The sequence below is a fragment of the Polaromonas sp. CG_23.6 genome (assembly GCF_029892315.1).
Classification (GTDB): Bacteria; Pseudomonadota; Gammaproteobacteria; order Burkholderiales; family Burkholderiaceae_C; genus Polaromonas.
This window is the reverse complement of the sequence record NZ_JARXUY010000001.1, coordinates 193,485-218,024: the sequence shown is the minus strand read 5'-3', so window position 1 is coordinate 218,024 and position 24,540 is coordinate 193,485. Positions and strand designations below refer to the sequence as shown.

At 61.5% G+C, this 24,540-nt stretch carries 26 protein-coding genes and 1 tRNA gene; 17 read left to right on the top strand and 10 right to left on the bottom strand.

The genetic code is table 11. The annotated features are described in order from the left end of the window. Positions 1-11: 11 nt before the first annotated feature. The 3 genes from atpG to H4V98_RS01045 all read left to right on the top strand — a co-directional run bounded on the left by atpG (position 12) and on the right by H4V98_RS01045 (position 2,845). Positions 12-878: a F0F1 ATP synthase subunit gamma gene (gene atpG, locus H4V98_RS01055; protein WP_196863443.1), complete on the top strand. Its 867-nt coding sequence runs from the start codon at positions 12-14 to the stop codon at positions 876-878. Between the two features lie 48 nt (positions 879-926). Then, positions 927-2,351 carry a F0F1 ATP synthase subunit beta gene (gene atpD, locus H4V98_RS01050; RefSeq protein ID WP_036806937.1) on the top strand — a complete coding sequence of 475 codons (1,425 nt, stop codon included), beginning with the start codon at positions 927-929 and terminating at the stop codon, positions 2,349-2,351. Positions 2,352-2,428: 77 nt separating this feature from the next. After that, positions 2,429-2,845, top strand: a complete 417-nt coding sequence (locus H4V98_RS01045; RefSeq protein ID WP_196863442.1) for a F0F1 ATP synthase subunit epsilon — start codon at positions 2,429-2,431, stop codon at positions 2,843-2,845. A 62-nt stretch (positions 2,846-2,907) separates the two neighbouring features. Here the strand turns inward: H4V98_RS01045 and H4V98_RS01040 are convergent, their stop codons facing one another. Next, complete coding sequence (locus H4V98_RS01040; protein ID WP_280757230.1) at positions 2,908-3,105, bottom strand: hypothetical protein; 198 nt, start codon at positions 3,103-3,105, stop codon at positions 2,908-2,910. Here H4V98_RS01040 and H4V98_RS01035 point away from each other — a divergent pair. From H4V98_RS01035 to pdeM, 4 genes are read left to right on the top strand one after another with little or no spacing between them, the layout of a single operon-like run. After that, complete coding sequence (locus H4V98_RS01035) at positions 3,104-4,189, top strand: ligase-associated DNA damage response exonuclease (protein ID WP_196863441.1); 1,086 nt, start codon at positions 3,104-3,106, stop codon at positions 4,187-4,189. The genes H4V98_RS01040 and H4V98_RS01035 overlap by 2 nt on opposite strands. Then, positions 4,186-5,856 carry an ATP-dependent DNA ligase gene (locus tag H4V98_RS01030; RefSeq protein ID WP_196863440.1) on the top strand — a complete coding sequence of 557 codons (1,671 nt, stop codon included), beginning with the start codon at positions 4,186-4,188 and terminating at the stop codon, positions 5,854-5,856. Before H4V98_RS01035 ends, H4V98_RS01030 begins: the two co-directional genes overlap by 4 nt. Positions 5,857-5,858: 2 nt before the next feature. Then, positions 5,859-8,795: a ligase-associated DNA damage response DEXH box helicase gene (locus tag H4V98_RS01025; RefSeq protein WP_280757229.1), complete on the top strand. Its 2,937-nt coding sequence runs from the start codon at positions 5,859-5,861 to the stop codon at positions 8,793-8,795. Next, on the top strand, positions 8,795-9,481 hold the full coding sequence (gene pdeM, locus H4V98_RS01020) for a ligase-associated DNA damage response endonuclease PdeM (RefSeq protein WP_196863439.1): 687 nt from the start codon (positions 8,795-8,797) through the stop codon (positions 9,479-9,481). Before H4V98_RS01025 ends, pdeM begins: the two co-directional genes overlap by 1 nt. Positions 9,482-9,590: 109 nt before the next feature. Here pdeM and H4V98_RS01015 read toward each other — a convergent pair whose 3' ends face one another. From H4V98_RS01015 to H4V98_RS01005, 3 genes are read right to left on the bottom strand one after another with little or no spacing between them, the layout of a single operon-like run. Continuing rightward, the gene (locus H4V98_RS01015) at positions 9,591-10,121 is read right to left on the bottom strand and encodes a TPM domain-containing protein (RefSeq protein ID WP_196863438.1); all 531 of its coding nucleotides are present in this window, start codon (positions 10,119-10,121) and stop codon (positions 9,591-9,593) included. Between the two features lie 14 nt (positions 10,122-10,135). Further along, positions 10,136-11,062: a TPM domain-containing protein gene (locus H4V98_RS01010; RefSeq protein ID WP_196863437.1), complete on the bottom strand. Its 927-nt coding sequence runs from the start codon at positions 11,060-11,062 to the stop codon at positions 10,136-10,138. A 15-nt stretch (positions 11,063-11,077) separates the two neighbouring features. Then, positions 11,078-11,686, bottom strand: coding sequence for a LemA family protein (locus H4V98_RS01005; protein ID WP_196863436.1), 609 nt, complete (start codon positions 11,684-11,686; stop codon positions 11,078-11,080). Between the two features lie 129 nt (positions 11,687-11,815). On the opposite strand from H4V98_RS01005, the gene H4V98_RS01000 reads away from it, so the two are divergent. Genes H4V98_RS01000 through H4V98_RS00990 form a run of 3 tightly spaced genes read left to right on the top strand, consistent with a single transcriptional unit; the run spans position 11,816 to position 14,099 of the window. Beyond that, positions 11,816-12,262 carry a nuclear transport factor 2 family protein gene (locus tag H4V98_RS01000; protein WP_196863435.1) on the top strand — a complete coding sequence of 149 codons (447 nt, stop codon included), beginning with the start codon at positions 11,816-11,818 and terminating at the stop codon, positions 12,260-12,262. 15 nt (positions 12,263-12,277) lie between these two features. Next, entirely contained in the window at positions 12,278-13,483 is a 1,206-nt protein-coding gene (locus H4V98_RS00995; RefSeq protein WP_231374717.1) for an alpha/beta fold hydrolase, read from the top strand. A gap of 55 nt (positions 13,484-13,538) precedes the next feature. Then, the gene (locus H4V98_RS00990) at positions 13,539-14,099 is read left to right on the top strand and encodes a DUF2946 family protein (RefSeq protein ID WP_280757228.1); all 561 of its coding nucleotides are present in this window, start codon (positions 13,539-13,541) and stop codon (positions 14,097-14,099) included. A gap of 100 nt (positions 14,100-14,199) precedes the next feature. Here H4V98_RS00990 and H4V98_RS00985 read toward each other — a convergent pair whose 3' ends face one another. After that, on the bottom strand, positions 14,200-15,087 hold the full coding sequence (locus tag H4V98_RS00985; RefSeq protein WP_196863433.1) for a c-type cytochrome: 888 nt from the start codon (positions 15,085-15,087) through the stop codon (positions 14,200-14,202). Between the two features lie 197 nt (positions 15,088-15,284). Between H4V98_RS00985 and H4V98_RS00980 the strand changes: the two genes are divergently transcribed. Further along, positions 15,285-15,360, top strand: a tRNA-Arg gene (locus H4V98_RS00980). Positions 15,361-15,696: 336 nt separating this feature from the next. On the opposite strand, the gene H4V98_RS00975 is transcribed toward H4V98_RS00980, so the two are convergent. Continuing rightward, a complete protein-coding gene (locus H4V98_RS00975) occupies positions 15,697-16,635 on the bottom strand; it encodes a 2-hydroxyacid dehydrogenase (protein ID WP_196863432.1) in 939 nt (312 codons plus the stop codon). A gap of 251 nt (positions 16,636-16,886) precedes the next feature. Here H4V98_RS00975 and H4V98_RS00970 point away from each other — a divergent pair, with 251 nt between their 5' ends. Next, a complete protein-coding gene (locus H4V98_RS00970) occupies positions 16,887-17,093 on the top strand; it encodes a dodecin (protein WP_196863431.1) in 207 nt (68 codons plus the stop codon). Between the two features lie 31 nt (positions 17,094-17,124). After that, complete coding sequence (locus H4V98_RS00965; protein ID WP_196863430.1) at positions 17,125-17,562, top strand: universal stress protein; 438 nt, start codon at positions 17,125-17,127, stop codon at positions 17,560-17,562. Positions 17,563-18,045: 483 nt separating this feature from the next. Here the strand turns inward: H4V98_RS00965 and H4V98_RS00960 are convergent, their stop codons facing one another. Beyond that, positions 18,046-18,363 carry a high-potential iron-sulfur protein gene (locus tag H4V98_RS00960; protein WP_196863486.1) on the bottom strand — a complete coding sequence of 106 codons (318 nt, stop codon included), beginning with the start codon at positions 18,361-18,363 and terminating at the stop codon, positions 18,046-18,048. 603 nt (positions 18,364-18,966) lie between these two features. Here H4V98_RS00960 and H4V98_RS00955 point away from each other — a divergent pair. Next, on the top strand, positions 18,967-19,938 hold the full coding sequence (locus H4V98_RS00955) for a tripartite tricarboxylate transporter substrate binding protein (protein WP_196863429.1): 972 nt from the start codon (positions 18,967-18,969) through the stop codon (positions 19,936-19,938). A gap of 16 nt (positions 19,939-19,954) precedes the next feature. Beyond that, complete coding sequence (locus H4V98_RS00950) at positions 19,955-20,332, top strand: hypothetical protein (protein WP_280757227.1); 378 nt, start codon at positions 19,955-19,957, stop codon at positions 20,330-20,332. Between the two features lie 175 nt (positions 20,333-20,507). Here the strand turns inward: H4V98_RS00950 and H4V98_RS00945 are convergent, their stop codons facing one another. Beyond that, entirely contained in the window at positions 20,508-20,867 is a 360-nt protein-coding gene (locus H4V98_RS00945) for a hypothetical protein (protein WP_196863427.1), read from the bottom strand. 552 nt (positions 20,868-21,419) lie between these two features. On the opposite strand from H4V98_RS00945, the gene H4V98_RS00940 reads away from it, so the two are divergent. Next, positions 21,420-21,899, top strand: coding sequence for a hypothetical protein (locus tag H4V98_RS00940; RefSeq protein ID WP_196863426.1), 480 nt, complete (start codon positions 21,420-21,422; stop codon positions 21,897-21,899). A gap of 10 nt (positions 21,900-21,909) precedes the next feature. Here H4V98_RS00940 and H4V98_RS00935 read toward each other — a convergent pair whose 3' ends face one another. Together H4V98_RS00935 and rsmI are read right to left on the bottom strand one after the other, a co-directional pair. Then, entirely contained in the window at positions 21,910-23,136 is a 1,227-nt protein-coding gene (locus H4V98_RS00935) for a multidrug effflux MFS transporter (protein WP_196863425.1), read from the bottom strand. Continuing rightward, the gene (gene rsmI / locus H4V98_RS00930; protein WP_196863485.1) at positions 23,133-23,993 is read right to left on the bottom strand and encodes a 16S rRNA (cytidine(1402)-2'-O)-methyltransferase; all 861 of its coding nucleotides are present in this window, start codon (positions 23,991-23,993) and stop codon (positions 23,133-23,135) included. The genes H4V98_RS00935 and rsmI overlap by 4 nt, the downstream gene beginning before the upstream one ends. A gap of 50 nt (positions 23,994-24,043) precedes the next feature. Here rsmI and H4V98_RS00925 point away from each other — a divergent pair, with 50 nt between their 5' ends. After that, positions 24,044-24,505, top strand: a complete 462-nt coding sequence (locus H4V98_RS00925) for a YraN family protein (RefSeq protein ID WP_196863424.1) — start codon at positions 24,044-24,046, stop codon at positions 24,503-24,505. Positions 24,506-24,540: the final 35 nt, after the last annotated feature.

Below are 24,540 nucleotides of genomic sequence, written 5' to 3'. Positions count from 1 at the left end.
GGGTAATCTAGATGGCAGCAGGCAAGGAAATACGCGGGAAGATCAAGTCGGTCGAAAACACCCGCAAGATCACCAAGGCCATGGAAATGGTGGCCGCCTCCAAAATGCGCAAAGCGCAGGAACGGATGCGTGCGGCTCGCCCTTATAGCGACAAGATTCGCAACATCGCAGCCCACCTGAGTCAGGCAAACCCCGAATACACCCACCCGTTCATGGAGTCCAACGACGCCAAGACGACCGGGTTTATCGTGGTAACCACCGACAAGGGACTGTGCGGCGGTTTGAACACCAACGTGTTGCGTATCCTGACGACCAAGCTCAAGGAAATGCAGGCGGCCGGTGAAGATGCGCAAGCTGTAGCCATTGGCAACAAAGGCCTGGGTTTCCTGAACCGCATCGGCGTCAAGGTGGCGGCGCACGCCACACAACTGGGCGACAAACCCCATCTGGACAAGCTGATCGGCCCGGTCAAGGTGCTGCTCGACGCATACAGCGAAGGCAAGATCAAGGCGGTTTACCTCTGCTACACCCGCTTCATCAACACGATGAAGCAGGAGTCGGTGGTTGAGCAGTTGCTGCCGTTGACCGCTGACCGCATGCAGGCTGACAAGACCGAGCACGGCTGGGACTACCTCTATGAGCCTGACCCCCAAACCGTGATTGACGAATTGCTGGTTCGCTATGTCGAGGCACTGGTGTTCCAGGCCGTCGCCGAGAACATGGCGTCCGAACAGTCCGCCCGCATGGTCGCCATGAAGTCGGCCACCGACAACGCCGGCAGCGTGATTGGCGAGCTCAAGCTGATTTACAACAAGACGCGTCAAGCGGCGATCACGAAAGAACTTTCGGAAATCGTTGCCGGTGCCGCAGCGGTCTAAGCCGCGCCACCCAGATTTACAAGATTAAAGAACCAAAAGGATTCGGTCATGGCTCAAGAAACTCTAGTGGATACAAGCATCCAGGGCAAGATTGTTCAGTGTATTGGCGCGGTGGTGGACGTGGAGTTTGCCCGTAACCAGATGCCCAAGATTTATGACGCGCTCAAGATGGAAGGCTCTGCCCTGACGCTTGAAGTCCAGCAGCAGCTGGGCGACGGCATTGTCCGCACCATTGCGCTGGGAACGTCCGACGGCCTGCGCCGCGGCAACATCGTGTACAACACCGGCGCCAACATCACCGTTCCCGTGGGCAAGGCCACATTGGGCCGCATCATGGACGTGCTGGGTGCGCCGATTGACGAGCGCGGTCCGGTTGACCAGACACTGACCGCCCCGATTCACCGCAAGGCCCCGGCCTATGACGAACTGAGCCCCTCGCAAGAGTTGCTGGAAACCGGCATCAAGGTGATTGACCTGGTGTGTCCGTTCGCCAAGGGCGGCAAGGTTGGCCTGTTCGGCGGTGCCGGTGTCGGCAAGACCGTGAACATGATGGAACTGATCAACAACATCGCCAAGGCGCACTCGGGCTTGTCCGTGTTCGCCGGTGTCGGTGAGCGCACCCGTGAAGGCAATGACTTCTATCACGAGATGGCCGACTCCGGCGTTGTGAACCTGGAGAACCTGGAAGAGTCCAAGGTCGCCATGGTTTATGGCCAGATGAACGAGCCCCCGGGAAACCGTCTGCGCGTGGCACTGACCGGCCTGACGATTGCCGAGTCCTTCCGTGACGAAGGCCGCGACGTGCTGTTCTTCGTGGACAACATCTACCGCTACACCCTGGCCGGCACCGAAGTGTCCGCACTGCTGGGCCGCATGCCTTCCGCTGTGGGCTACCAGCCCACGCTGGCCGAGGAAATGGGCCGCCTGCAAGAGCGCATCACGTCAACGAAAGTCGGCTCGATCACCTCCATCCAGGCCGTTTACGTGCCAGCCGATGACTTGACCGATCCATCGCCTGCCACCACCTTTGCCCACCTGGATTCCACCGTGGTGCTGAGCCGAGACATCGCTTCGCTGGGTATTTACCCGGCGGTCGATCCGCTGGACTCGACCAGCCGCCAGCTGTCGCCAGCGGTCGTTGGTGAAGACCACTACAACACCGCCCGTGCGGTGCAGGGCACTTTGCAGCGCTACAAGGAATTGCGCGACATCATCGCGATTCTGGGCATGGACGAACTGGCGCCTGAAGACAAGCTGGCCGTGGCCCGTGCCCGCAAGATCCAGCGCTTTTTGTCGCAGCCGTTCCACGTCGCTGAAGTGTTCACCGGCTCGCCCGGCAAGTACGTCAGCCTGGCCGAAACCATTCGCGGCTTCAAGATGATCGTGGCCGGTGAGTGCGATCACCTGCCAGAGCAAGCCTTCTACATGGTCGGCACCATCGACGAAGCCTTCGAAAAAGCCAAGAAGATGTAATCAAGCCGGTATTCGGTCAAGCATCTCAAGGCGCTTGCTGAATACCACTTTTTCTCATCTTTTAAACTGGAATACGTATGAATACCATCCACGTCGATGTCGTCAGCGCAGAAGAGTCCATCTTTTCCGGTGAAGCCCGGTTTGTGGCTTTGCCCGGCGAAGCGGGCGAGCTGGGAATTTACCCGCGCCACACGCCGCTGATCACCCGCATCCGGCCTGGCACCGTGCGCATTGAAAAAGCCGATGGCACGGAAGAGTTCGTCTTTGTGGCCGGTGGCATTCTTGAAGTGCAGCCTAACTGCGTGACGGTGCTGAGTGATACCGCCATTCGCGGCAAGGACCTGGACGAAGCCAAGGCAACGTCTGCCAAGGCGCTGGCCGAAGAAGCGCTGAAAAATGCCAAGAACGATATTGATATCGCCATGGCCCAGTCTGAACTGGCCGTCATGGCGGCGCAGATTGCAGCGCTGCGCAAATACCGCCAGAAAAAATAAAAACCGGTCAGTGCAGGCCCTGGCTTGCAATCGCAATGATCTGATTTCCAGAACATGGCCATTCAAGCCCCTTGTGCAAGCAAGGGGCTTTTTTCATGCCGACAAGCTGCGTGGCGGCGTAAAAGAAAACCGTCAAGTCCCTGCAGATTGCCCACAGGCTGGCCTGCAGCAAGCAGTTTCACCCCACTGGCGCTAGGATGACAAGCTGCTTCTTTGCCTGTGCGCAATGGCAAAGCTTTTTCATCCCTGAAATTGACCATGAATCTGATTGTTGCCCGGCCCGAAGGCCTGTATTGCCCCCCAGGTGATTTTTACATCGACCCCTGGAAACCGGTCGAAAGCGCGGTGATTACCCACGGGCATTCAGACCACTCGCGCATCGGGCATGCACGTTACCTGGCGACCGACAAGAGCGAAGGCATTCTGCGCAGTCGCCTGGGCGAGATCACCTTGCAAACCCTGGCTTATGGCGAGTCGGTGATGCACAACGGCGTCCGCATCTCGCTCCATCCGGCCGGCCATGTGCTGGGTTCCGCCCAGGTCCGGGTTGAATACGGCGGGGAAGTCTGGGTGGCGTCGGGTGATTACAAGCTTGAAGACGACGGCACCTGCGAGCCGTTCGAGCCCGTGGCCTGCAATACCTTCATCACCGAGTCAACCTTCGGCCTGCCGATTTACCGCTGGCCCTCGCAAGCTGATTTGTTCGCTGACATCAACCAGTGGTGGCGTAGCAACGCAGCAGCGGGGCGCGCGTCGGTGCTGTTCTGCTATGCCTTTGGCAAGGCACAGCGAATCCTTCATGGCGTGGACGCCAGCATCGGCCCGATCCTGACGCATGGCGCGGTCGAACCTTTAAACCGGGTTTACCGGGCCACCGGCGTCGATTTGCCCGCCACACAAACCGTTGCCGAAGCGGATGTCAGCGCTATCGGCCAGTCGCTGGTGCTGGCACCGCCGTCGGCCCAAGGCACGCCCTGGATACGCCGCTTTGGGAATTATTCCGATGCCTTTGCCAGCGGCTGGATGCTGCTCAGGGGCGCGCGCCGCCGGCGTGGGGTGGACCGTGGCTTTGTGATGTCCGACCATGCCGATTGGCCCGGTCTGCAACGCGCCATCGACGGCACAGGGGCCGAGCGTGTGTTTGTCACCCATGGCAGTGTCGCCGTGATGGTGCGCTGGCTGCGTGAACGGGGGCTGGACGCGCAAGGCTTCAAGACCGAATATGGCGGCGATGAAGACATTGCCGATCAGGCGCCGCCTTTGGCTGTGGCCCAAGCGGGCGGTATCGAACCCGAAATTGTGCAATCCAGGTCTGCGCCATTCCCGGGCGATGCTGCTTCATGAAAGCCTTTGCGGCCCTTTACCGCGAACTGGACGCCACCACGTCGAGCCTGGCGAAGCAGGCGGCACTGCGGCGTTATCTGCAGGACGCGGCACCAGCCGATGCCGCCTGGGCGGTGTATTTTCTGGCGGGCGGCAAACCGCGCCAGCTGGTGGCGAGCAAAGTGCTGCGCCAAATGGCGCAGGATGCCGCCGGCTTGCCCGAGTGGCTGTTTGACGAGAGCTACGATTCGGTCGGCGACCTGGCCGAAACCATGGCGCTGCTGCTGCCTCCACCCACGGGCCGCCATGACATCGGCCTGGCCACCTGGATCGAGCAGCACTTGCTGCCCCTGCGCAAGACCGCGCCCGACGACCTGCCTGAGCTGCTGCGTCAGCAATGGAGCCAACTGGCACTGGATGAGCGGCTGGTTTATTTCAAGCTCATCACCGGTGGCTTTCGCGTCGGTGTGTCGCGGCTGCAGGTCACGCAAGCGCTGGCGGCTGTCGCCGGTGTCGATGCCAAGCGGGTGGCCCAGCGGCTGATGGGTTACACGCACATCAGCGGCCAGCCGAGTGCGGCCGACTATGCCGCGCTGGTCGCGCTGGAAAGCCCTGGCGAGCTGAACCCGCAAACCAGCAGCCAGCCGTATCCGTTTTTTCTGGCCCATCCGTTCAACCAGCCGCTGGACCAGTTCGACATGCTGCTGGGTCCGCCCCAAAACTGGATCATCGAATGGAAATGGGACGGCATACGCGCCCAGCTGGTCAAGCGCGCCGGCCAGGTGTGGCTGTGGTCGCGCGGTGAGGAGCTGTTGACCGAGCGCTTCCCCGAACTGGCCGCCATGGGCGCTGCGCTGCCCGACGGCACGGTGCTTGACGGCGAAATCGTGGTCTGGCGCGGCAATGCCGACCAGCCCGGCAGCGAAGGCAGCGTGCAGCCCTTTGCCGACCTGCAAAAACGCATCGGACGCAAGACGCTGGGCGCCAAGCTGCTGCGCGATATTCCGGTGGTGTTGCTGGCCTACGACCTGCTCGAATGGCAGCAGCGCGATGTGCGCGGACTGCCGCAATCGCAGCGCCGGGTCTTGCTGGACGCCCTGCTGACCGACCTGCGCCACCCCGCACTGTTGCCCAGCCCGCTGCTTGAGGGCGAGAGCTGGCAGGTCCTGGCCCGCCAGCGCGAGTCGGCGCGGTCCATGGGCGTCGAGGGCATGATGCTCAAGCAACGCGATGCGCCCTACGGCGTCGGCCGTACCAAGGACGTCGGGCTGTGGTGGAAGTGGAAGATTGATCCGCTGAGCATCGACGCGGTGCTGATTTATGCCCAGCGCGGCCATGGCCGGCGCGCCAGCCTGTACAGCGACTACACCTTTGCCGTGTGGGACGGGCCGCCCGAACAGCTTGATCGCATGCTGGTGCCTTTCGCCAAGGCCTATTCCGGCTTGAGCGATGCCGAGATGGCGCGGGTGGACGCCATCATTCGCAAGACCACGGTCGAAAGCTTCGGCCCGGTGCGCAGCGTCAAGCCGACGCTGGTGTTCGAGCTGGGTTTTGAAGGCATTGCCCGCAGCCCGCGCCACAAGAGCGGCATTGCCGTGCGCTTTCCGCGCATGCTGCGCTGGCGCGAAGACAAGCCGGTGCTTGACGCCGACACGCTGCAAACGCTGTCAGCCCTGTTGCCGGGATGACCGTGGCCAAACCTTCGGCGACCGCAGCGGCAAAAAAAGTGCTTGATGCCTGGCTGGCCGAACGCGGCTGGAAGCCCTTCAGGTTCCAGCGCAACGCCTGGAAAGCGGTCGCCGAAGGCCGCTCCGGCTTGCTGCATGCCACGACCGGCGCGGGCAAGACCTATGCCGTCTGGCTTGGTGCCTTGATGGCTTTTAGTGCTTTTGCGCAAGTGGGCCGTGCGCAGGCCGCTATTAAAAAAATAGCAAATCAGAAGAATCCGAAAAAATCTGCAACCGCACCGTTGACCGTGCTGTGGATCACGCCGATGCGCGCCTTGGCGGCTGACACGCTGCGTGCCTTGCTGCCGCCGCTGGAAGCCTTGAACGCCGCTTTGAATGACGACGGATCGCCACGCTTCACCGCCTGGAGCGCCGGCGCGCGCAGCGGCGATACGCCGGCGGGCGAACGCAGCGCCCAGAACCAGCGGCTGCCGACAGTGCTGGTCACCACGCCAGAAAGCCTGTCGCTGCTGCTGGCGCGCGCCGATGCCCGGGACGTGCTGGGCAGCGTCAGGATGGTCGTGGTCGATGAATGGCATGAGCTGATCGGCAACAAGCGGGGCGTGCAGGTGCAGCTGGCGCTGGCACGGCTTAACACATGGAACATTGCGAGTGCGATGGACCAGACCACAAGCGCTTTAACCCAGCCGGGGCCGCGGAACCGGGTTCGCCGGGCCGCAGGCGCAACGGCCCCCTCGGGGGGCAGCGCAGTACGCGCAGCGACAAGCGTGGGGGCGTTGTCAATTTGGGGCATGTCGGCGACGCTGGGCAATTTGCAGGAGGCGATGCACACGCTGCTCGGCCATGACGGCGGCGTGCTGATCCAGGGTCAGGTACCCAAGAAACTGGTGATCGATTCGCTGCTGCCTGAGCGCACCGAACGCTTTCCCTGGGCCGGCCACCTGGGCTTGACGATGCTGCCGCAGGTGATCGCGGAAATCGACAAAAGCAGCACCACGCTGGTGTTTGCCAACACCCGTTCGCAGGCCGAGCTCTGGTACCAGGCGATGCTGGAGGCGCGGCCCGACTGGGCCGGCGTGATTGCGCTGCACCACGGCTCGCTCGACCGGGCGGTGCGCGAATGGGTCGAGCTGGGCCTCAAAAACGGTGAACTGAAGGCCGTGGTCTGCACTTCCAGCCTGGACCTGGGCGTTGATTTTTTGCCGGTCGAGCGCGTGCTGCAGATTGGCTCCCCCAAGGGTGTGGCGCGCCTGCTCCAGCGCGCTGGCCGCTCGGGCCATGCGCCGGGACGGCCGTCGCGCATCACGCTGGTGCCCACGCTCGGCATTGAATTGGCCGAAGGCGCGGCGGTGCGGGCGGCGATTGCCGCCGGCCACATCGAGTCGCGCACTTCGCCCGACCAGCCGCTGGATGTGCTGGTGCAACATCTGGTCACGGTGGCGCTGGGCGGCGGCTTTGTGCCAGAGGCCTTGTATGCCGAAGTGCGCTGCACGGCCGCCTATGCCGACCTGTCGCGCGAGAACTGGGACTGGTGCCTGTCTTTTGTCGCCCAGGGTGGCGCGTCACTGTCCGCGTACCCTGACTATCGGCGCGCCGTGCCCGACGGGGAGGGCGTGTGGCGCGTCCCCGATGCGCGGCTGGCGCGGCGCCACCGCATGAACATCGGCACCATCGTCAGCGATGCGAGCATGGCGGTGCAGTATGTCGGCGGCGCCAAAGTCGGCACGGTGGAGGAAAGCTTTGCCGCGCGCCTGAAGCCCGGCGACTGCTTCCTGTTCGGCGGCCGGCTGCTGGCGCTGGTGCGCATTCACGAGATGACCGCCTGGGTGCGCCGTGCCACGGGCAAGCGCGCGGCCATTCCGCGCTGGAGCGGCAGCCGTCTGCCGCTGTCGACCACGCTGGCCAATGCGGTGGTGCAGCAACTGGCGCTGGCAAGTGAAGGGCACTACGACACGCCCGAACTCAAAGCCATGCGGCCGCTGCTGGAAATCCAGCAGCGCTGGTCGGCCTTGCCCACGCCGCAGACCCTGTTGGCCGAAGTGCTGCGCACCCGCGAAGGCTGGCATCTTTTTGTGTATCCATTCGCCGGACGGCCGGTGCACATGGGCCTGGCCAACCTGCTGGCCTGGCGCGTGGCGCAGCAGGCGCCGCGAACCTTTTCCATCGCCGTCAACGACTACGGTTTCGAGTTGCTCAGCGCCACCGAGGTGGACTGGGCGGCTTTGCTGCCGCAGGTACTCGGTTTCTCCAGCCAAGCCAGGGCCTCGGAACCGGCTTCGCCGGGCTGCAGGCACAGCGCCCCCCTTGGAGGGCAGCGAACCACACGCAGTGGAGAGCGTGGGGGCGAGCTACTTCATGAGGTGCTGGCCAGCCTGAATGCCAGTGAATTGGCGCAGCGCCGCTTTCGTGAAATTGCGCGTGTGGCGGGGCTGGTTTTTCAGGGTTATCCGGGTGAAAAGCGCAGCAACAAGCAGCTTCAGGCCTCATCGTCGTTGTTCTACGAAGTGTTCAAAAAATACGATCCAGCCAATCGATTGTTGCTGCAGGCCGAACAGGAACTGCTGTCACAGGAACTGGAGATTGGCCGGCTGCAGGCGGCACTGGAACGCATGAACCGCCAGCAACTGCAACTCAAGGTCTTGGCCCGGCCCACGCCCTTTGCCTTTCCGCTGATGGTTGAGCGCTTTCGCGAACAGTTGTCGAACGAAAGCGTGGCCGACCGCATCGCCCGCATGGTGGCGCAGCTCGACCATGCAGCCGATGATCCGGTCGGCACTCAGGATGCGGGCAATGCGGGCAACGACGACGATGCTGCCGCCGAAAAAGTGCGCCGGTCGCTGGCGTTTTCGCAGGACACCTTGTTCCGCCCTTCCGCTGCAAAAGGTTCGGGCAAGGAGCGCGTACCGCGTCGCGCCACGGGACGCAGGCCGGGCTTGTGATGCTGGCCGAACAAGCTGCATTGGGCCGCCCGCTGGCAATTGCATGCGCTGGCGAGACCCTGTGGCTGCTGCCCGAGCATGCGCTGTGGTGGCCAGCCGAACGCGTGCTGTGGGTGGCGGACCTGCATTTGGGCAAGGCGGCAACCTACCGCGCGCTGGGCCAGCCGGTGCCTGCCGGTACGACGCGTGAAAATTTGGCGCGGTTGGGTGTCTTGCTGGACCATTACCAGCCGGCGCAACTGGTGTTTTTAGGCGACTTTTTGCATGCAGCGCAGGCCCGCACGCCTTCGCTGCTGGCCGAACTGGCGCTGTGGCGCCGAAGCCATGCCGCGCTGGAATGCCTGCTGGTGCGTGGCAACCATGACAGCCGCGCCGGCGATCCGCCGACCGCACTGAATATCCGCGTGGTCGACGAGCCCTGGCCGATGGGCCCGTTTGCCGCCTGCCATCATCCGCAAACCGATGCGGCCCGCTTTGTGCTGGCCGGCCATCTGCACCCCGTGCTGACGCTGCACGGGCCGGGCCGTGACCGTTTGCGGCTGCCTTGCTTCAGTTTTGACAAGCGTTGTGCCGTGCTGCCGGCCTTTGGCGAATTCACTGGCGGCTGGCAGGTGGATCGCCAGCCGGGGCGCTCCCTGTATGCCGTCGGCGGCCAGGCGGTATGGCACGTGCCGCCAAGGCGATAAAAAACCGTCAACAACAAGTTTTATGCATCAAATAGATGTTTTGCGCACGACCAGAAAGCATGGTTAGCTATGAAATAAATAGCAATTCAGGCAGATTAGGTGGTGTGGCTTATTGCAGCAGCGGGGTGTCGGGAAGCTCGTTGGGCTGTTCCTGAACCGCTTCGGTGCGCGGGAAATGGGCGACCAGCACCGCCGAGGTTTCCTCCAGCGCTTGCGTCAACCCGTCCTCGTAGCGCGCTTCGCGGAAAGAGCTGGCCATGTGCGCCACCACAGTTTGCCAGTGGTTGTCGTCCACATGGCGCCGCAATCCCCGGTCGGCGACGATTTCAATCGCATGCTCGGCCAGCAGCACATAGACCAGCACGCCGTTGTTGTGCTCGGTGTCCCAGACCCGCAGCTTGCCGAACATCGTCACGGCCCGCTGCCGGACCAGCTCGGCCATCGGGGTGTCAGCATTCAGTCGCCAGAGGTAACTCATGGGCAGCGAGGATTCAACGCAGATGCGGATCTGGCCGCTGTGGCGCTGTTCGCTGGCACCCACACGCTCAGCCAGGCGATGCAGCATGTCGGGCGGAATCGCGCGCTGGGTATCGGAAACATCGAGCCAGAGGTGCTTGAGCAGCAAGGTGAGCTTGTTCATCAGTCGTCTGCCCTTCACCAGCTGCCCGAGGCGCCGCCGCCGCCGAAATTCCCGCCGCCGCCACTGCTGAAACCGCCACCGCCACGGCCGCCGCCGCCAAATCCACCGCCACCGAAACCACCCCCGCCAAAGCCCCCGCCGTAGCCTGAAGACCGGCCGCCCATTCCCCCCATGCCGCCGCCAAGTCCTGAAATGAGTGCAAACACCATGCCCGCCAGCGCCGCGATGCCGCCAACGATCAGGCTGCTGGTGAACAACCAGGCCAGCACGCCAACCGCGCCACCCGTAGCGACCGAGCCCATCTTGCGCCCCAAAACGCTTGACAGCACGCGTCCGCCGATGGGCACGGCAAAAAACAGGAACACGGCCAGCGTTGTCCAGTCGAATCCGCCGCCACTGCTGCGGCGAGCGGGACTGCCCTGCTGCGGCGCCGGCAGGTTTTCGCCGGTAATGCGCGCCATGATCTGGTCGGCGGCTGCATCCAGGCCGCCGGCAAAGTCGCCTTGCTTGAAGCGCGGTGTAACGGCCGATTCGATGATCTGGCTGGCGGCCAGGTCGGGAATCGCGCCTTCAAGCGCTTTGGTGGTTTCAATGCGCACCGTGCGGTCGTTTTTGGCGACCACCAGCAGCAGGCCGTCGCCGATGCTCTTGCGGCCGATCTTCCAGCTGTCGCCGATGCGCTGGGCGTACGCAGCAATGTCCTCGGGCTGGGTCGTGGGCACCATCAGCATCACCACCTGCGCGCCGCGCGACTGCTCGAAAGCGGTCAGCTTGGCTTCAAGCGCAGACTTCTGCGCTGCTGTCAGCGTGCCGGTGCTGTCCATCACATGCGCTGTCAGTGGCGGGACGGGCTGCACGCCACCCTGCGCCCAGGCGGCCAGACTGGCCAAGGGTAACCAGAACGCCAGTAACAGTGCCTGCAAAAGGAAACGAATGCGCATGGAGAGTCGTTTCGCTTACTTTTTGTTGAAATCGACCACCGGCGGTGTCGATATCTGCGCTTCATTGGCCACGGCAAAGCTGGGCTTGACCTTGTAGCCGAAGACCATGGCGGTCAGGTTATTGGGAAAACTGCGCGTCAGCACGTTGTATTCCTGCACCGTCTGGATGTAACGGTTGCGCGCCACGGTGATGCGGTTTTCGGTGCCTTCAAGCTGCACGCGCAGATCGCGAAAACCCTGATTGGCCTTCAGGTCGGGGTAGCGTTCGCTGACGACCATCAGCCGGCTCAGCGCGCTGCCCAGTTCGCCCTGCGCAGCCTGGAATTTGCTGAAGGCGGCCGGGTCGTTCAGCGTCTCGGGCGTGACCTGGATCGATGTGGCCTTGGCGCGCGCCTCGATCACCTTGGTCAGTGTGTCCTGCTCGAAAGCTGCTTCACCCTTGACCGTGGCAACGATGTTGGGCACCAGGTCGGCACGGCGCTGGTACTGGTTCAGCACTTCGGACCAGGCCGACTTGGTCTGTTCGTCCAGGCTCTGGAACTGGTTGTAACCGCAACCCGAGAGCAGCAGGCTCAGCAGGGCGGCCAAAGACAGGCTGAATAAACGCGGAAAACGCAATAGCATGGGAAAGCCTCCAAAATTCAAGTTGCAACACTACCATAGCCGCGGGAGGCTTCTCCCGTTTTTGCCGGACAGGCGCACAATTCCGCACCAAGCTCCTGCGCCTTTCCTTCGACTGATTCGATTGTCACCATGCAAAAAACCAAAGCAATCCCTGCCAGCACCGGCAACCCTGACGAAACCGAAGCAGCGTTTTACGACGCGCTTCAGCAAGGCGACATCGAAAAGCTGATGGCCTGCTGGGGAGATGAGGACGAAATGGTGTGCGTGCATCCGGGCGGCTCCCGGCTGGTCGGCGCCGGCGCCATACGCAGCGCGTTCGACGCCATGTTTGCCAATGGCTCCCTGCGCGTGCAGCCGCTCAAGGTGTGCCGGGTGCAGGCGCTCGGCTCCAGCGTGCACAGCGTGCTCGAACGCATCGAAGTCCTGACCGAAGAGGGCCCGCGCCACGCTTATGTCCTGGCCACCAACGTGTACTTCCTCACGGCGCAAGGCTGGCGCATGATGGCGCACCATGCAAGTCCGGGCAGTTTGCACGATTTACAGGAAGTGTCCGAATCGCCTGTGCTGCTTCACTGACCGGTGGGCGCGGACATGAACTACGGCGCGCCCTGGTGGCTGCCCGAGGGGAACATGCAGACCATCTGGGCGGCCCTGCACGCCCGGCGTTTTGCCGGGTTGGCGCCCGTGTTCCAGCGCGAACGCTGGGCTACGCCGGACGGCGACTTTGTCGATGTGGACTGGAGTGTTCAAGCTCCCACGCTCCCCGCTGCGCGTGGTTCGCTGCTGAATGTTGCGCCCCCACGGTCGCTCACTTCGTGTAGCTTCCTGCCCCCCGAGGGGGTCACCCCGCCTGCGGTCTGGCAAAGCCAGTCCCGCGGCCGGAACTTGGCTGGTGAAGCGGCTGGGGCCGCTGCGCCTGCAGCTCCGCAAAGCCGATTCTGCGGCCCTGGCTTGAACGGTCCTGATGCGCGTGCTTCGGTACGCCCCGAAAAGGCATCGGAACAACCGCTGCTGGTGCTGTTTCACGGGCTGGAGGGTTCTTCTGGCAGCCACTATGCCCAAGCCTTTGCCGACGTGGCTGGCTGCCGGGGCTGGGCCTTTGCCGTGCCACATTTTCGTGGCTGCTCGGGCGAAATGAATTTGGCGCCGCGCGCCTACCACTCGGGCGATTATGCCGAGATTGACTGGATCCTCCGGCGCTTTGCCGACCGGCACCACGGGCCGGTGCTGGCAGCAGGTGTGTCGCTGGGCGGCAATGCGCTGATGCGCTGGGCCGGCGAGATGGGCCATAACGCCCGCCAGGTGGTGGCAGCCATCGCTTCGATCAGCGCGCCGCTGGACCTGACCGCCAGCGGCCGGGCCATCGGGCGCGGCTTCAATCGGCAGGTCTACACCCGCATGTTCCTCAAGAGCATGCGGCCAAAAGCCCTGCAAAAGCTGGCCCAGCACCCCGGCCTGTTCGACCGCACGGCGTTGCTGGCAGCCCGCGATTTGTATGCGTTCGACAACATTTTCACCGGCCCGGTGCATGGTTTCAAGGGCGTGGACGACTATTGGGCGCGTGCCTCGGCCAAACCGTATTTGCGCCAGATTGCCGTTCCCGCGCTGGCGCTGAATGCCTTGAACGACCCGTTCATTCCGGTCGGCAGCCTGCCCCGGAGGGTTGATGTCAGTCCCGACGTGACGCTGTGGCAGCCAGCGCAGGGCGGACATGTCGGCTTTCCGTCATCGGGTTTTCCAGCGCATGTGCGCGCCATGCCCGAGGCCGTGGTGGATTTTCTGGCCGCGCAGCTTTAGGCTTCCCTATCGCCCTGAAATGCCAGGGGCTGGCAAAGCAGCGCAAAATAAGGCCATGGATGACATTGTTCGACAAGCGATTGCCAAGTGGCCCAACGTTCCCGACTGCTATGGCTGGCTCGGGCTGGACGCACGCGGCAACTGGTACATGCGCGACGACCAAGCGCAGGCTGCCGGGCCGTTTGCGCCAGAAAATAAGGGCGACAGCCACGCCGACAGCAAAGGCTCGTTGCTGCAGCACGAAAAGCTGATTGACTTCATCCAGCGCAATTACGAAAGCGACGCCACCGGTCGCTGGTTTTTCCAGAACGGGCCGCAACGCGTGTACGTGGAGCTTGAAGCCACGCCCTTCATCTGGCGCGTGCACCCGGCGCCAGAGTTTGGCGTGACCGCGCACACCGGCCAGGCCGCGCGCGTCCAGCGTTGCGTGCTTGACGAGGAGGGCCGGCTTTACCTGGAAACCGATCTCGGCTTCGGCCTGGTTCATACCCAGGACATGACGCATGCTGCCGATGCGGTGGTTCAGGGCTTGTGGGTGCCGCAGGAACTGCAAGCGAGCGCCTTGCCAGCGCGGTTTGGCTACGCCTGCAGTCCCCAGGCTATGCAAAAAAAATAGCAGTACATACTTGTGCGGCCTGCGAAAGTAGCCTTTTTTATCGAATTTTTACGAAAAAAGCCGGTCAATGACCGGCTTTTTTTAAATTCTGAGTTTGCGCTTATTTAGCAGCGTTCACCATGTAGACCACCGCAGAATGGATATCTGCGTCCGAACCGGCAGAGCCGCCCTTGGGGGGCATCGCGCCCTTTCCCTTGATGACGCTGGTGGTCAGGGCCTCAATGCCGGTCTGGATACGCGGTGCCCAGGCTGCCTTGTCGCCGAACTTTGGCGCGCCAGCCACGCCAGCCGCATGGCACGCCACGCAGGCCTGCTTGTACAGCGTTTCGCCAGCGCCCAAATCGACGGCTGCCACTTGGACGGGTGCGGCCGGTGCCGTGGCCATTGCAGGCGCTGCGGGAGCGGCTGCAACCACTGCGGCAGGCGCCGCTGGCATGGCCGGAGCCGCTGCTGCAGCGGACGCATCTGCAGCACCTGCTGCAGGCGCGGCGGGCTCTGCAAACTTGCCGCCTGCAGCGGCTGTCATGTACACCACGGCGCGGCCGATTTCAGCGTCCTGAAAGTCGCCGCCGCCCTGCGCTGCCATGGCCCCTTTGCCTTTGAGTGCTGAATTCAGCAGTGCGTCGTAGCCGGTGGCAATACGGGATGCCCAGGCTGAGACATCGCCGAATTTCGGAGCGCCTGCGACGCCCGCTGCATGGCAGGCAACACATTGGGCTTTGTAGACCTCTTCGCCTGCGCGAAGGGGACGGTTTGCATCGCGAATTTCAACCATGCCGATTTTCTGGATGCGCTCGGCAATGGCGCGGCCACCATCATCGGCGCCGGCCATGGGCTTGTTGGCCGAGGTGACGTAGTAAACCAGGCCAATGATTGCAAAAATCGGAACAACAAAAGAGAAAAAAACCGCGGCCAGCAGCTGCTGGGGGGTTTTGATCGGTCCCATGTGGGCTTCTTCATGGGCCGTGGTGTGATCGTTTGCGCTCATGGCGTCCTCAAAAACAGAAAGTCGGGGGCTGTTGCAGGCTGCTTCAGTAGGCTTGCATTATAGCGGCGGCCATGGAAATCCTGACGTGGTTCGGACCGACTGATAGAATCAGCGGTTGTGCCCGGTTTTGCTTGCCAAAGCCTGACCGGCCAGCCGCCTTAATCTCTCGATTTTGGCGAAAATCGGTTTTCAGCATTGCGGCTGTAGCTCAGTGGATAGAGTATTGGCCTCCGAAGCCAAGGGTCGTGGGTTCGATCCCCGCCAGCCGCACCATTTCAGACACCCGGAAACCCTTGAGTTTCCTTACCATCACGCCAACCACCCCGGTTGGCGTTTTTGTTTCTGGTCGATTTCTGGTGGTGGGCGAGTCTGGCTTGTTCTGGCCTTGTTCTGTATCAGGGGCAGCATTAGGCGACGCCGGTGACTTTGGCCCTGAGGTCTCCCAGCCAGCCAATGGCAACCGCCTTTTGTTCCGAGCATCTGTTTTTGTTTTGATCCGGTCGTGCCCGGAACAAGGCAAAAGAGGAGGGCTTTGTGTTGTCGCTGTGAACCGCCGCGAGTTTCATGGACGCTGGATGGTTCAAGTCAACCAGCTACCGAGGCCTTCGCTCAGATGGGGCTGACCACCCCGTGGCCGGAAAAATGGCCTTTGGCGTTTTCAAGAAAACGGTCAAAGGACGCTTGTGTCGCTTCGGGGGACCAGCCGGCCAGGTGGGGCGTGAGGATCACGTTGTCCAAGCCGATGAGTGCCTCGGGGCGTCCCGGTTCGCTTTCGTAAACGTCCAGGCCGGCACCGGCGATGCGGCCATCGCGCAGGGCCGTAGCCAGCGCTTCGGTATCGACCACGCTGCCCCGGCCGATGTTCACCAGAAAGCCTTGGGGGCCCAGTGCATCAAGCACTTGGGCGTTGACGAGATGCCGGGAGGCTTCGCCGCCCGGGGCGGCGCACACCAGCACATCGCACCATTGCGCCAGCCCGACTAGGCTGTCGAAGTAGCGATGCGCAACACCTGCTTTGGGACTGCGGTTGTGGTAACCGACAGGCATGTCGAAAGCGCCCGCGCGCCTGGCTATCTTCTGCCCGATGGTGCCCAGGCCGAGGATTCCGATGCGCTTGCCAGAGACATTGGGCGGCTGGGGAATGGCCAGACGCCACACGCCTTCGCGGCAAAGGCGGTCAAGTTGCCGGAAGTTGCGCACCGCGGCGATGACAAGACCGAAGGCATGGTCGGCCACGCAGTTGTCGTTGGTGCCCTGGCCATTGGCCACGGCAATGCCGCGTGCCCGCGCCGCATCCAGATCGACCAGCTCGTACCCCGCGCCCATGCAGCAGATGAGTTCGAGCGCCGGCATGGCGGCCATTTCCTGCCCTGTCAGACCCAGAACGCCAATGGTTAGCACGGCGCGAAACTTCGCGCCGTGCGTGGCGATCGCTGCGGTGCGTTCGCCATCGGTCGGTGCGTAAATCAGGTCATATAGCTCGGACAGCACCGATTGGTGTTCGCTTGAATGCGTGTTGAGCACCAGCAAGGGAATTTTGTCGGACATGCGCGTGAAACTCCTGAAAATGATTTTTAAGCCCATCAGTTTGGCACGTCGTTGGAAACGCGTCGGCTACGTTGGACTGAGGCCAACTTTCAGCCGGAAAAAATCCACATGCCACCGGCCCGGGGAAGTTGAACGGCCTGCTTCACCAAAGAATGACCGCATTGTGTCTGTTGACGTTGCGTTTGGCGTCTCAATGCAAACGCGTAAGATGAAACGTCATATCGCCTAACAACTTTTGAGGGAGACACACCATGAACAACCATGTTTACAAGCAACTGGAACTGACCGGCTCGTCAAGTGTCAGCATAGAAGAAGCCGTGAGCACCGCCATTGCCAAGGCGCATGAAACGGTGCGCAATATCCAGTGGTTCACCATCACTGAAACCCGGGGCCATGTGGTCGAGGGCAAGGTCGCGCACTGGCAGGTTTCCCTGAAAATCGGTTTCACGCTCGATTAGTCGTTCAGTCCACCCTTTCCTGGAACCTGCCATGTACCAACGAATTCTGCTGGCTTATGACGGCTCTGCTCCCGGGCAGCAGGCCTTGCTGGATTGCCATGAAATTGCGCAGTGGAGCGGCTCGGAACTGGCGCTGATTGCCGTCATGCCGCTGCCGTTGAACAACCTCGGGCTTGAAGGCAGCATTTACGACGAATCGCTGCAGGACAGCGAGAAGGAACGTTATCAGGCCATTCTTGACACCGGCCTGCGCAAGCTGGGCGATGCTGGCCTGAAAGCCAGCGGGCATGTCGTGACCGGGGATGCCGTGGGTGAAATTACCCATTGTGCGCGCCAAATCAAGGCTGACCTGATCGTGGTGGGTCACAAGCATCTGGAGGGATGGGCCGCCCGCTGGTGGCGGGGCTCTGTTTCCAAGACCCTGATTGAACAGTCGCCCTGTAGCGTGCTTGTGGTTATCACGCATTAAATAGCGTGCAGCAGGGCCAGCGAGCACTTTGCCGCTCAGGGCAGCACAAGGCCGAAAATGGCGACCAGCGGTATGCAGGGGATACAGCGCGCCTTTGTCAATCGGCCAAGCCAGCGCGTAATCAACAGGGCACCTTGTCGTTATGCGGCAAGCTGAAAATAGCTTTTTGCTATTCAATTAATAGCATAATTCGCTTTCCAGGATTGCGCAAAAGCCTTTTTTAATGCCTAAACGAATCCGTTGTGTCGATTGTCAGGAAATGCAGCCAGAATCCTTGTTCTGTTGACTGCTTTTCAATCCAAATGAATTCGATTTTTTACCTTGATACCGTCGCTTACTGGGTTTTCCGGATGGCAGGGTATGCGTTGCTCAACCTGGGGGAAGACGCCGCACTGATTGCCTTGATGTTTTGCTGAACCCAAGGCGCAGCCCGAAAAGCGCCGGACTGCGAAAAGGCGTGCGTCACGCCAGACCTTGGGTTCTTTAGGCTTTCTTCGCCCAGGCGCTGCACCAGGCTTTGGCAGAAACCTGCTTGCCGGCAAACAAAGGGCAACCGCCCGCTGCATCGGTTGGCTTGCCTTGGTACAGCGCGCAGTTGGCGCAGTTCTGCTCGTTGGCGTGTTTTGGGTACTTCGCCTTGTCCACCTTGGTGGTGTCGCTTTTGTAACCCAAGGCAACTGCCTGTGGTTCGGTTTCCACAACCAGTGGCGCGGCGGCCTGCGCCTGAACCAGACGGGTCGAAGCCAGCAAGCCCGCACCTGCAATGGAATGAATGACAAAGGTTCTACGATTTGATTTCATGTGGGTTCTCGATTTTATTGAATTGAACCTGATCCGATACGGTAAAAAATGAATTGCCGCATCGGCAAGGCATCGCTCAAGCAGCACCGGTTTCCAAAGAATTGAAACCAACACCACAAGACCTCGCCGCGTCATGGTTCTCCAGCCAATATAGGCAAATCAAGTTTACAGCCACGCCCTGAAAACTGCTGGCAGACAAGCGCGTTCCTGTGATCCAGCGCAACAGGTCTGTGCAAACTTTTGCCAGATTTGCGGCCCGGACCTATTTTTTAAATTGATAGCCAGGAATTTTCTTGCTGCTTCTTCTGAATAGATAGCAAATCATCTATGTCGAATAAGTGAATAAAAAATGATTCTCCCGAATTGCGAATCGCCAGGAGGGCACCGTGTCAGCCTTTTTTCTCGCAAACTGGGGGGTGCATAAACCTGGTTTGAAACAAACTGATTCTGAAGAGTTGAAGACAATGCCGATATTCTGATTTTGAAGTAAGGCTATGCTTAGCCTACAACTTGGTAACATGCGATGTCACCCTGGAGACAATTCCTTTCTCGCATGACGACTGGGTAATTGGTCATTTCCTCACACTAATAAGGGCTTTCGCCATGAAGAGACATTTTCTACGTACCGTTCCCGCACTGATTGCCTTATCCCTGTCACCAATGTTCGCGGCCGCACAGGCTGCCTGGCCCACCAAGACCATCACGCTGGTTTCCCCTTATGCACCGGGCGGCACCACTGACATGTTGGCGCGGATGCTGGCTTCCAAACTTCAGGGTGTTCTGGGACAGACCGTCATCGTCGAGAACAAGGGCGGCGCTGGCGGCAATATCGGCACCGACTATGTGTCCAAGTCCAAACCTGATGGCTACACGTTTTTGCTGGCCGCGAGTGGCCCGCTGGTGATTGCGCCGTCGTTGTATCCGAAACTGCCTTATCAGCCGAACACTGATTTCACTGCAGTGGCGCCGGTTGCCAACGCCGCGTTTGTCATTGCGGTCAACGCCAAGTCGGGGCTGACGAGCGTCAAGGACATCATTGCCAAGGCCAAAGCCGGCAATCTGGCCTATGCCTCGGCTGGCTCTGGCACGCCACAGCACATCATCGGGGAAATGTTCAATGTGCAAGCCGGCGTCAAGATCCAGCACATTCCCTACAAGGGGTCGGGTCCGGCGTTGAACGACCTTGTAGGTGGCCAGGTTCCCATGACTTTCGAGAATCCTGTACCCATCATGCCGCAGGTCAAAGCTGGAAATCTCAACGTGCTGGCGGTGACCAGCGCCAAGCGCTCGGCGGCATTTCCCGACATTCCAACCGTTGCCGAACTGGGACTCAAGGGCTTCGATGCGCAGCCCTGGTACGGTGTTCTGGGCCCGGCCGGTATTCCGGTTGAGATTGTCGACCGCATGAACAAGGAAATTCGCACCATCCTGGCTTCGACCGACACCAAGGCGCGTCTGTTTGCCCTGGGCGCAGAACCGATGGACATGACGCCGCTGGCATTCAAGAATTTCATTGCGGCAGACACGAAAAAATGGACCGGCGTGGTTAAGGCTTCTGGCGCCACGGTGGACTGAAGGGCAGACAGGCGCCATGAGTTCCGAATTGCTTGATGCTGAGACGCTGCGGCAGGCCTGCACCGGCCGCGCTGCTTCGTCCTGCACCTGCGCGCTGGGCGCTTGTCCAAGCTGGGAAAGCTTTACAGAAGACCGCTGGCCGGGCCAGTGGGTCCAGCGCTTGGGAACCTTGCGCGACCCGGCGATTGACGAGCCGACCCTGGAAGAACTTCACCCCGACGGCACGCGCTACGCTTCGCTGGAAGCGCCGCTGGCCCTGAAGTTTTTTCCCTGCAACCGCTGCGACGCCTATGCCTGTAACCGGTGTGGCCGGACCCTGCTGAGGTATACCGAGTACGGCGGCTACTACGTTGACCACCGTGTTCGTGAAGTGACACCGGAACGGGTGGTTTAGCGCTTACGGATTTTGGCCAGTCAGTGATTTGGTGTGTTGAAAAGGCTGCTTGTGCAGGTACAGCTTGCGTGGGCAGCTATTAATTAAGTAGCAAAAGTATTCATCGCCTTGATTGTCTTGCGCGCCAAGAGGCGCGAGCCCGGTGATTTGGCACCACAAGCTTTCCAAACTGCGTTCAGTCGGCCTGCCAGATCATCTTTTTGCCCGAGGCTTCCCAGCGTTCGTAATTGGCCGCATAAATCTCCTCAATGCGGTGGCGCTTGACCCTGAAGGTCGGCGTGATGATGCCATTGTCCACGGTCCAGGCGGTGGTCACGATGATGATGCATTGCAACTGCTCGCGCGGGTCCAGCGTGGCGTTGACGGCCTGCAAGTGGTCCGCCAGCGAACTTTTCAGTGCCGTGTGCGCGCCTAGCGGCTTCGGGATTGAGCACCTTTTTTGCACCAGCCCGCCAATCACCGGAATCGACAGCAGCAGCTGGAGCCTGGCCGGCGGCATCTTGTGGTGTACGCCCTGCTTGAACTTGAGCCACAACCGGTGGAACCGAGAAAAAGATGGTAGGCGGGGCGTGCTGCAGGTCCGCGGTAAAGGTGTCGAGCGACTTTGCAAACCAAAGCCGCATGCCGGTGCGCAGCCATGCGGCGCACCGGGTCGGCCACCTCGTCCCTGGAGTGATCCCGGATTTTTCTGTCCTCCATGGGCTGTGTCAGGCTGATACTCTGTGGGATGGTTTTTTCCCAATGGTAAAGGCGCCGCAGCACCAGCAGGTCAGGCGAAATGATGTCCATGAACAAGTTCTCCTGTCGTTGTTGTCAAGGGCGGCCAGCCCAGACACAGGACTGAATCCTGGGCGCACAAACGCTCTGCTGTCGAGCTTCGTGCCTTTGCGTATTGAGACTTCGATTGCCCGGCATGTCCACCTCTGGGGCACGGGGAAAACCCCATAAGAACCCCAAGGAAAACCCGCGTTTGGGGATTCCTGACAGACTGAAGGCCGTGGTGGGTTTGTTTGAATTTTCCTAAAACGGGAATGCAACAGGCTTCAACCGTCAGACCCGCAAGCGCTTTATGCCTCAGGAGTGCATCATGAAAATTCTCAAGAACTTTGTCGGCCTGGCTGCCGTGGCAGTCGTGGCGGCCGGCTGTGCTTTCTCACCCGTGCAGCCGGGCATGTCGCGTGAACAGGTGCTGGCCAGTTACGGCACGCCGACCCGGGTTGTGCCACTGGCAGCGGGAACCCGCCTGCAGTATTCGAGGCAGCCTGCCGGCCAGAGTGCCGTGATGGTTGACCTGGATGCGGCTGGCAAGGTGGTGGATGTGCGGGAGGCGCTCAAGCTGAATGAATTCTTGCGCATCGAACCTGGAAAGTGGACACGCGACGATGTGGAGCGCGAGTTCGGCCCGCCGGCACGGATTGACGCGGTAGCGTCGTGGTCCGGCGACATCATGAATTACCGCTGGCGGGATAATCTGCAAGACATGTATTACTGGGTGTACCTGGACGCCGGCAACCGCGTCCAGCGCACTGGGCAGGGCGTCGAATTCCCCGTCACGAAGGACGACTGAGCCTGCGGGCTTATTGCACCGCACGGCCAATTTCGGGCCAGTGGTGGTGCAGGTAGACCCAGGACACCAGCCCGATGCACAGCATGCCCAGCGACACGGCAGCCAGCGCTGGGGTCGAATGCATGACCAAGGGTGCAATGATGCCGGCCACCAGCCCATTGGCCGTTGAGCCGATGAAAGCCTGCAGCGAAGACGCCATGCCGCGCCGCTGCGGGTACAGGTCCAGCACCAGCAGCGTGACGACGGGCACCATCAGCGCCCAGCCAAAGGCGAAAACGGCAATCGGAAACATGGCCCATGCCACATGGGCATCAAAAAACAGATTGGCCACCAGGTTGACAACCGCCGTCACGAACATGATGACAAACCCGTGGCGTATCTGCTTTTTGGGCGCAATTTTTCCGGCCAGGCGGCCGCTCAGCCAAGCGCCCGACATGATGCCCGAGATGGTCAGCATGAAGAACCAGAAAAACTGGGTGGGTTGCAGGGCCAGATGCTGGCCAAGGAAGGCAGGCGCTGCCAGCACGTACAGGAACATGCCATTGAAAGGCACGCCGCTGGCCAGCGCCAGCAGTAAAAACCGTGGGCTGGACCCCAGCTGCCAGTAGCCGCGCATCAGGTGCCGCACTTCAAACGGCTGACGCTCCTCGGGCTCCAGCGTTTCCGGCAAATAGCGGTAGTTGGTCACCCAGAGCACCACGCCCACCCCGGTCAGAAACCAGAACACACTGTGCCAGCCCAGGTGCACGAACAGCCAGCCGCCGACTATTGGGGCAAGCGCCGGTGCAATGCCGAAGTAGATCGTGACCTGGCTCATGACCTGCTGCGCCTGCGCGGGCGGGAACATGTCGCGTATCACGGCGCGCGACACCACAATGCCGGCGCCGGTGGACAGGCCCTGCATCGCGCGGAAAAACACCAGCTGGCCGACGCTTTCCGACAGGGCGCAACCCGCCGACGCCAGCGTGAACATGGCAATGCCCCACAGCACGACCGGGCGGCGGCCAAAACTGTCGGCAAACGCGCCATGAAACAGGTTCATGAAGGCAAAGCCAAACAGGTAAGCCGACAGGGTCTGCTGCATTTCCACCGGGGTCGCGCCCAGCGATGTTGCCATGCCGGAAAATGCCGGCAGGTAGGTGTCGATGGAAAACGGCCCCAGCATGCCGAGCACGGCCAGCAGGGCCGCCAGCGCCCAGCGTGGGCCGCGCCAGAGTTGGTCAGCGTTCGGATTCATTCGTTTTTAAGCTTCAAGGCAGTGTCGTAGAGTTCGTTGCGCGGCGCGTCAGTGATGTCGGCGGTAAGCTTGACAGCGGTTTTCAGCGGCAATTCGGCCAGCAGCAGTTTGAGCACCCGCGTGCTGTCATCCGGCCCTTCATGTGGGACCGAGGCATGCAGTACCAAGGCAAACTCGCCCCGGGTGCGCTGCGGCCCGGCATCCAGCCAGGCGGCTAAATCCTGTGCTGGAACGGTCGCAATTTCCTCGAACTGCTTGGTCAGTTCACGCCCGACCGTGACGAGTCGGCCTTGCAACACCGCCATGGCGCGCGCCAGTGCCTCGATGCGGTGCGGCGCTTCAAGGATGACCGTGGCCCGCGAATCGGCCCGCAACAACTCGATGGCCTGCTCGCGTTCGCCGGCCTTTGTCGGCAGGAAACCGGCAAATACAAAACTGCTTCCGTTGTCAGCGCTGCCTTCGGCGCGGGTGACGCCAGCCGCGCTGAGAACAGTCGTGACGCTGCTGGCGCCCGGCAAGGGCATCACCTTGAACCCGGCGGCCCGTACCGCCGCCACCAGACGTGCACCGGGGTCGCTGACAGCCGGCGTTCCGGCGTCGCTGACATAGGCCACGCGTTCGCCGCGCTGCAATCGCTCCACCACGCCCTGCGCGGCTTCGGCCTCGTTGTGCTGGTGCACGGCCAGAAGCGGCTTGTCAATGCCATACTGGCGCAGCAGCGGCTGGGTGTGGCGCTTGTCCTCGCAAGCAATGGCCTGCACCAGTTGCAGCACATGCAGTGCGCGCAGGGTGATGTCGGCCAGGTTGCCGATGGGCGTGGCCACGACATACAGCGTAGCCTCGGGATAATGCTGCATGCCTGCTGCGGCGCGTGCCGTGTCCAGGGCCAGTTCGAAAGAAGCGTTCAATGTGGTTTTCCAGAAAACAGGCGGATCAATTGCCCACCCAGGACGTGGCGGGTGGTGCTGCGACGGCGCCGAAGCAGGTTACCACCAAGTCCCGGGGTGACGCCGCCGAAGCGGCGGCGCAAGCCTGGCTTTCCAAGGCGGGCCTGCGGTGGGTCGAGTCCAATTATCGGACGCCGGGACGCGGCGGCGGCGAGATTGACCTGATCATGCGAGCGCCTGACGGAACCCTGGTGTTTGTTGAGGTCCGCCAACGCGCAAATGCGTCGCATGGCGGTGCCGGCGCCAGCATCAGCAGCACCAAGCAGCGCCGCATCATTTTTGCCGCACGCCATTATTTGATGCGTTTTGCCAGTGCACCGCCATGCCGCTTCGACGTGGTGCTGGTTCATGGGGCACTGTGCGCGGGAAAAGGTCCAGGACCAGAAATTGAATGGCTGCCCGCTGCATTCGACGCCTCCTGATCCATGGCGGCTGCTGAAAATTCGGCCGCTGTAGA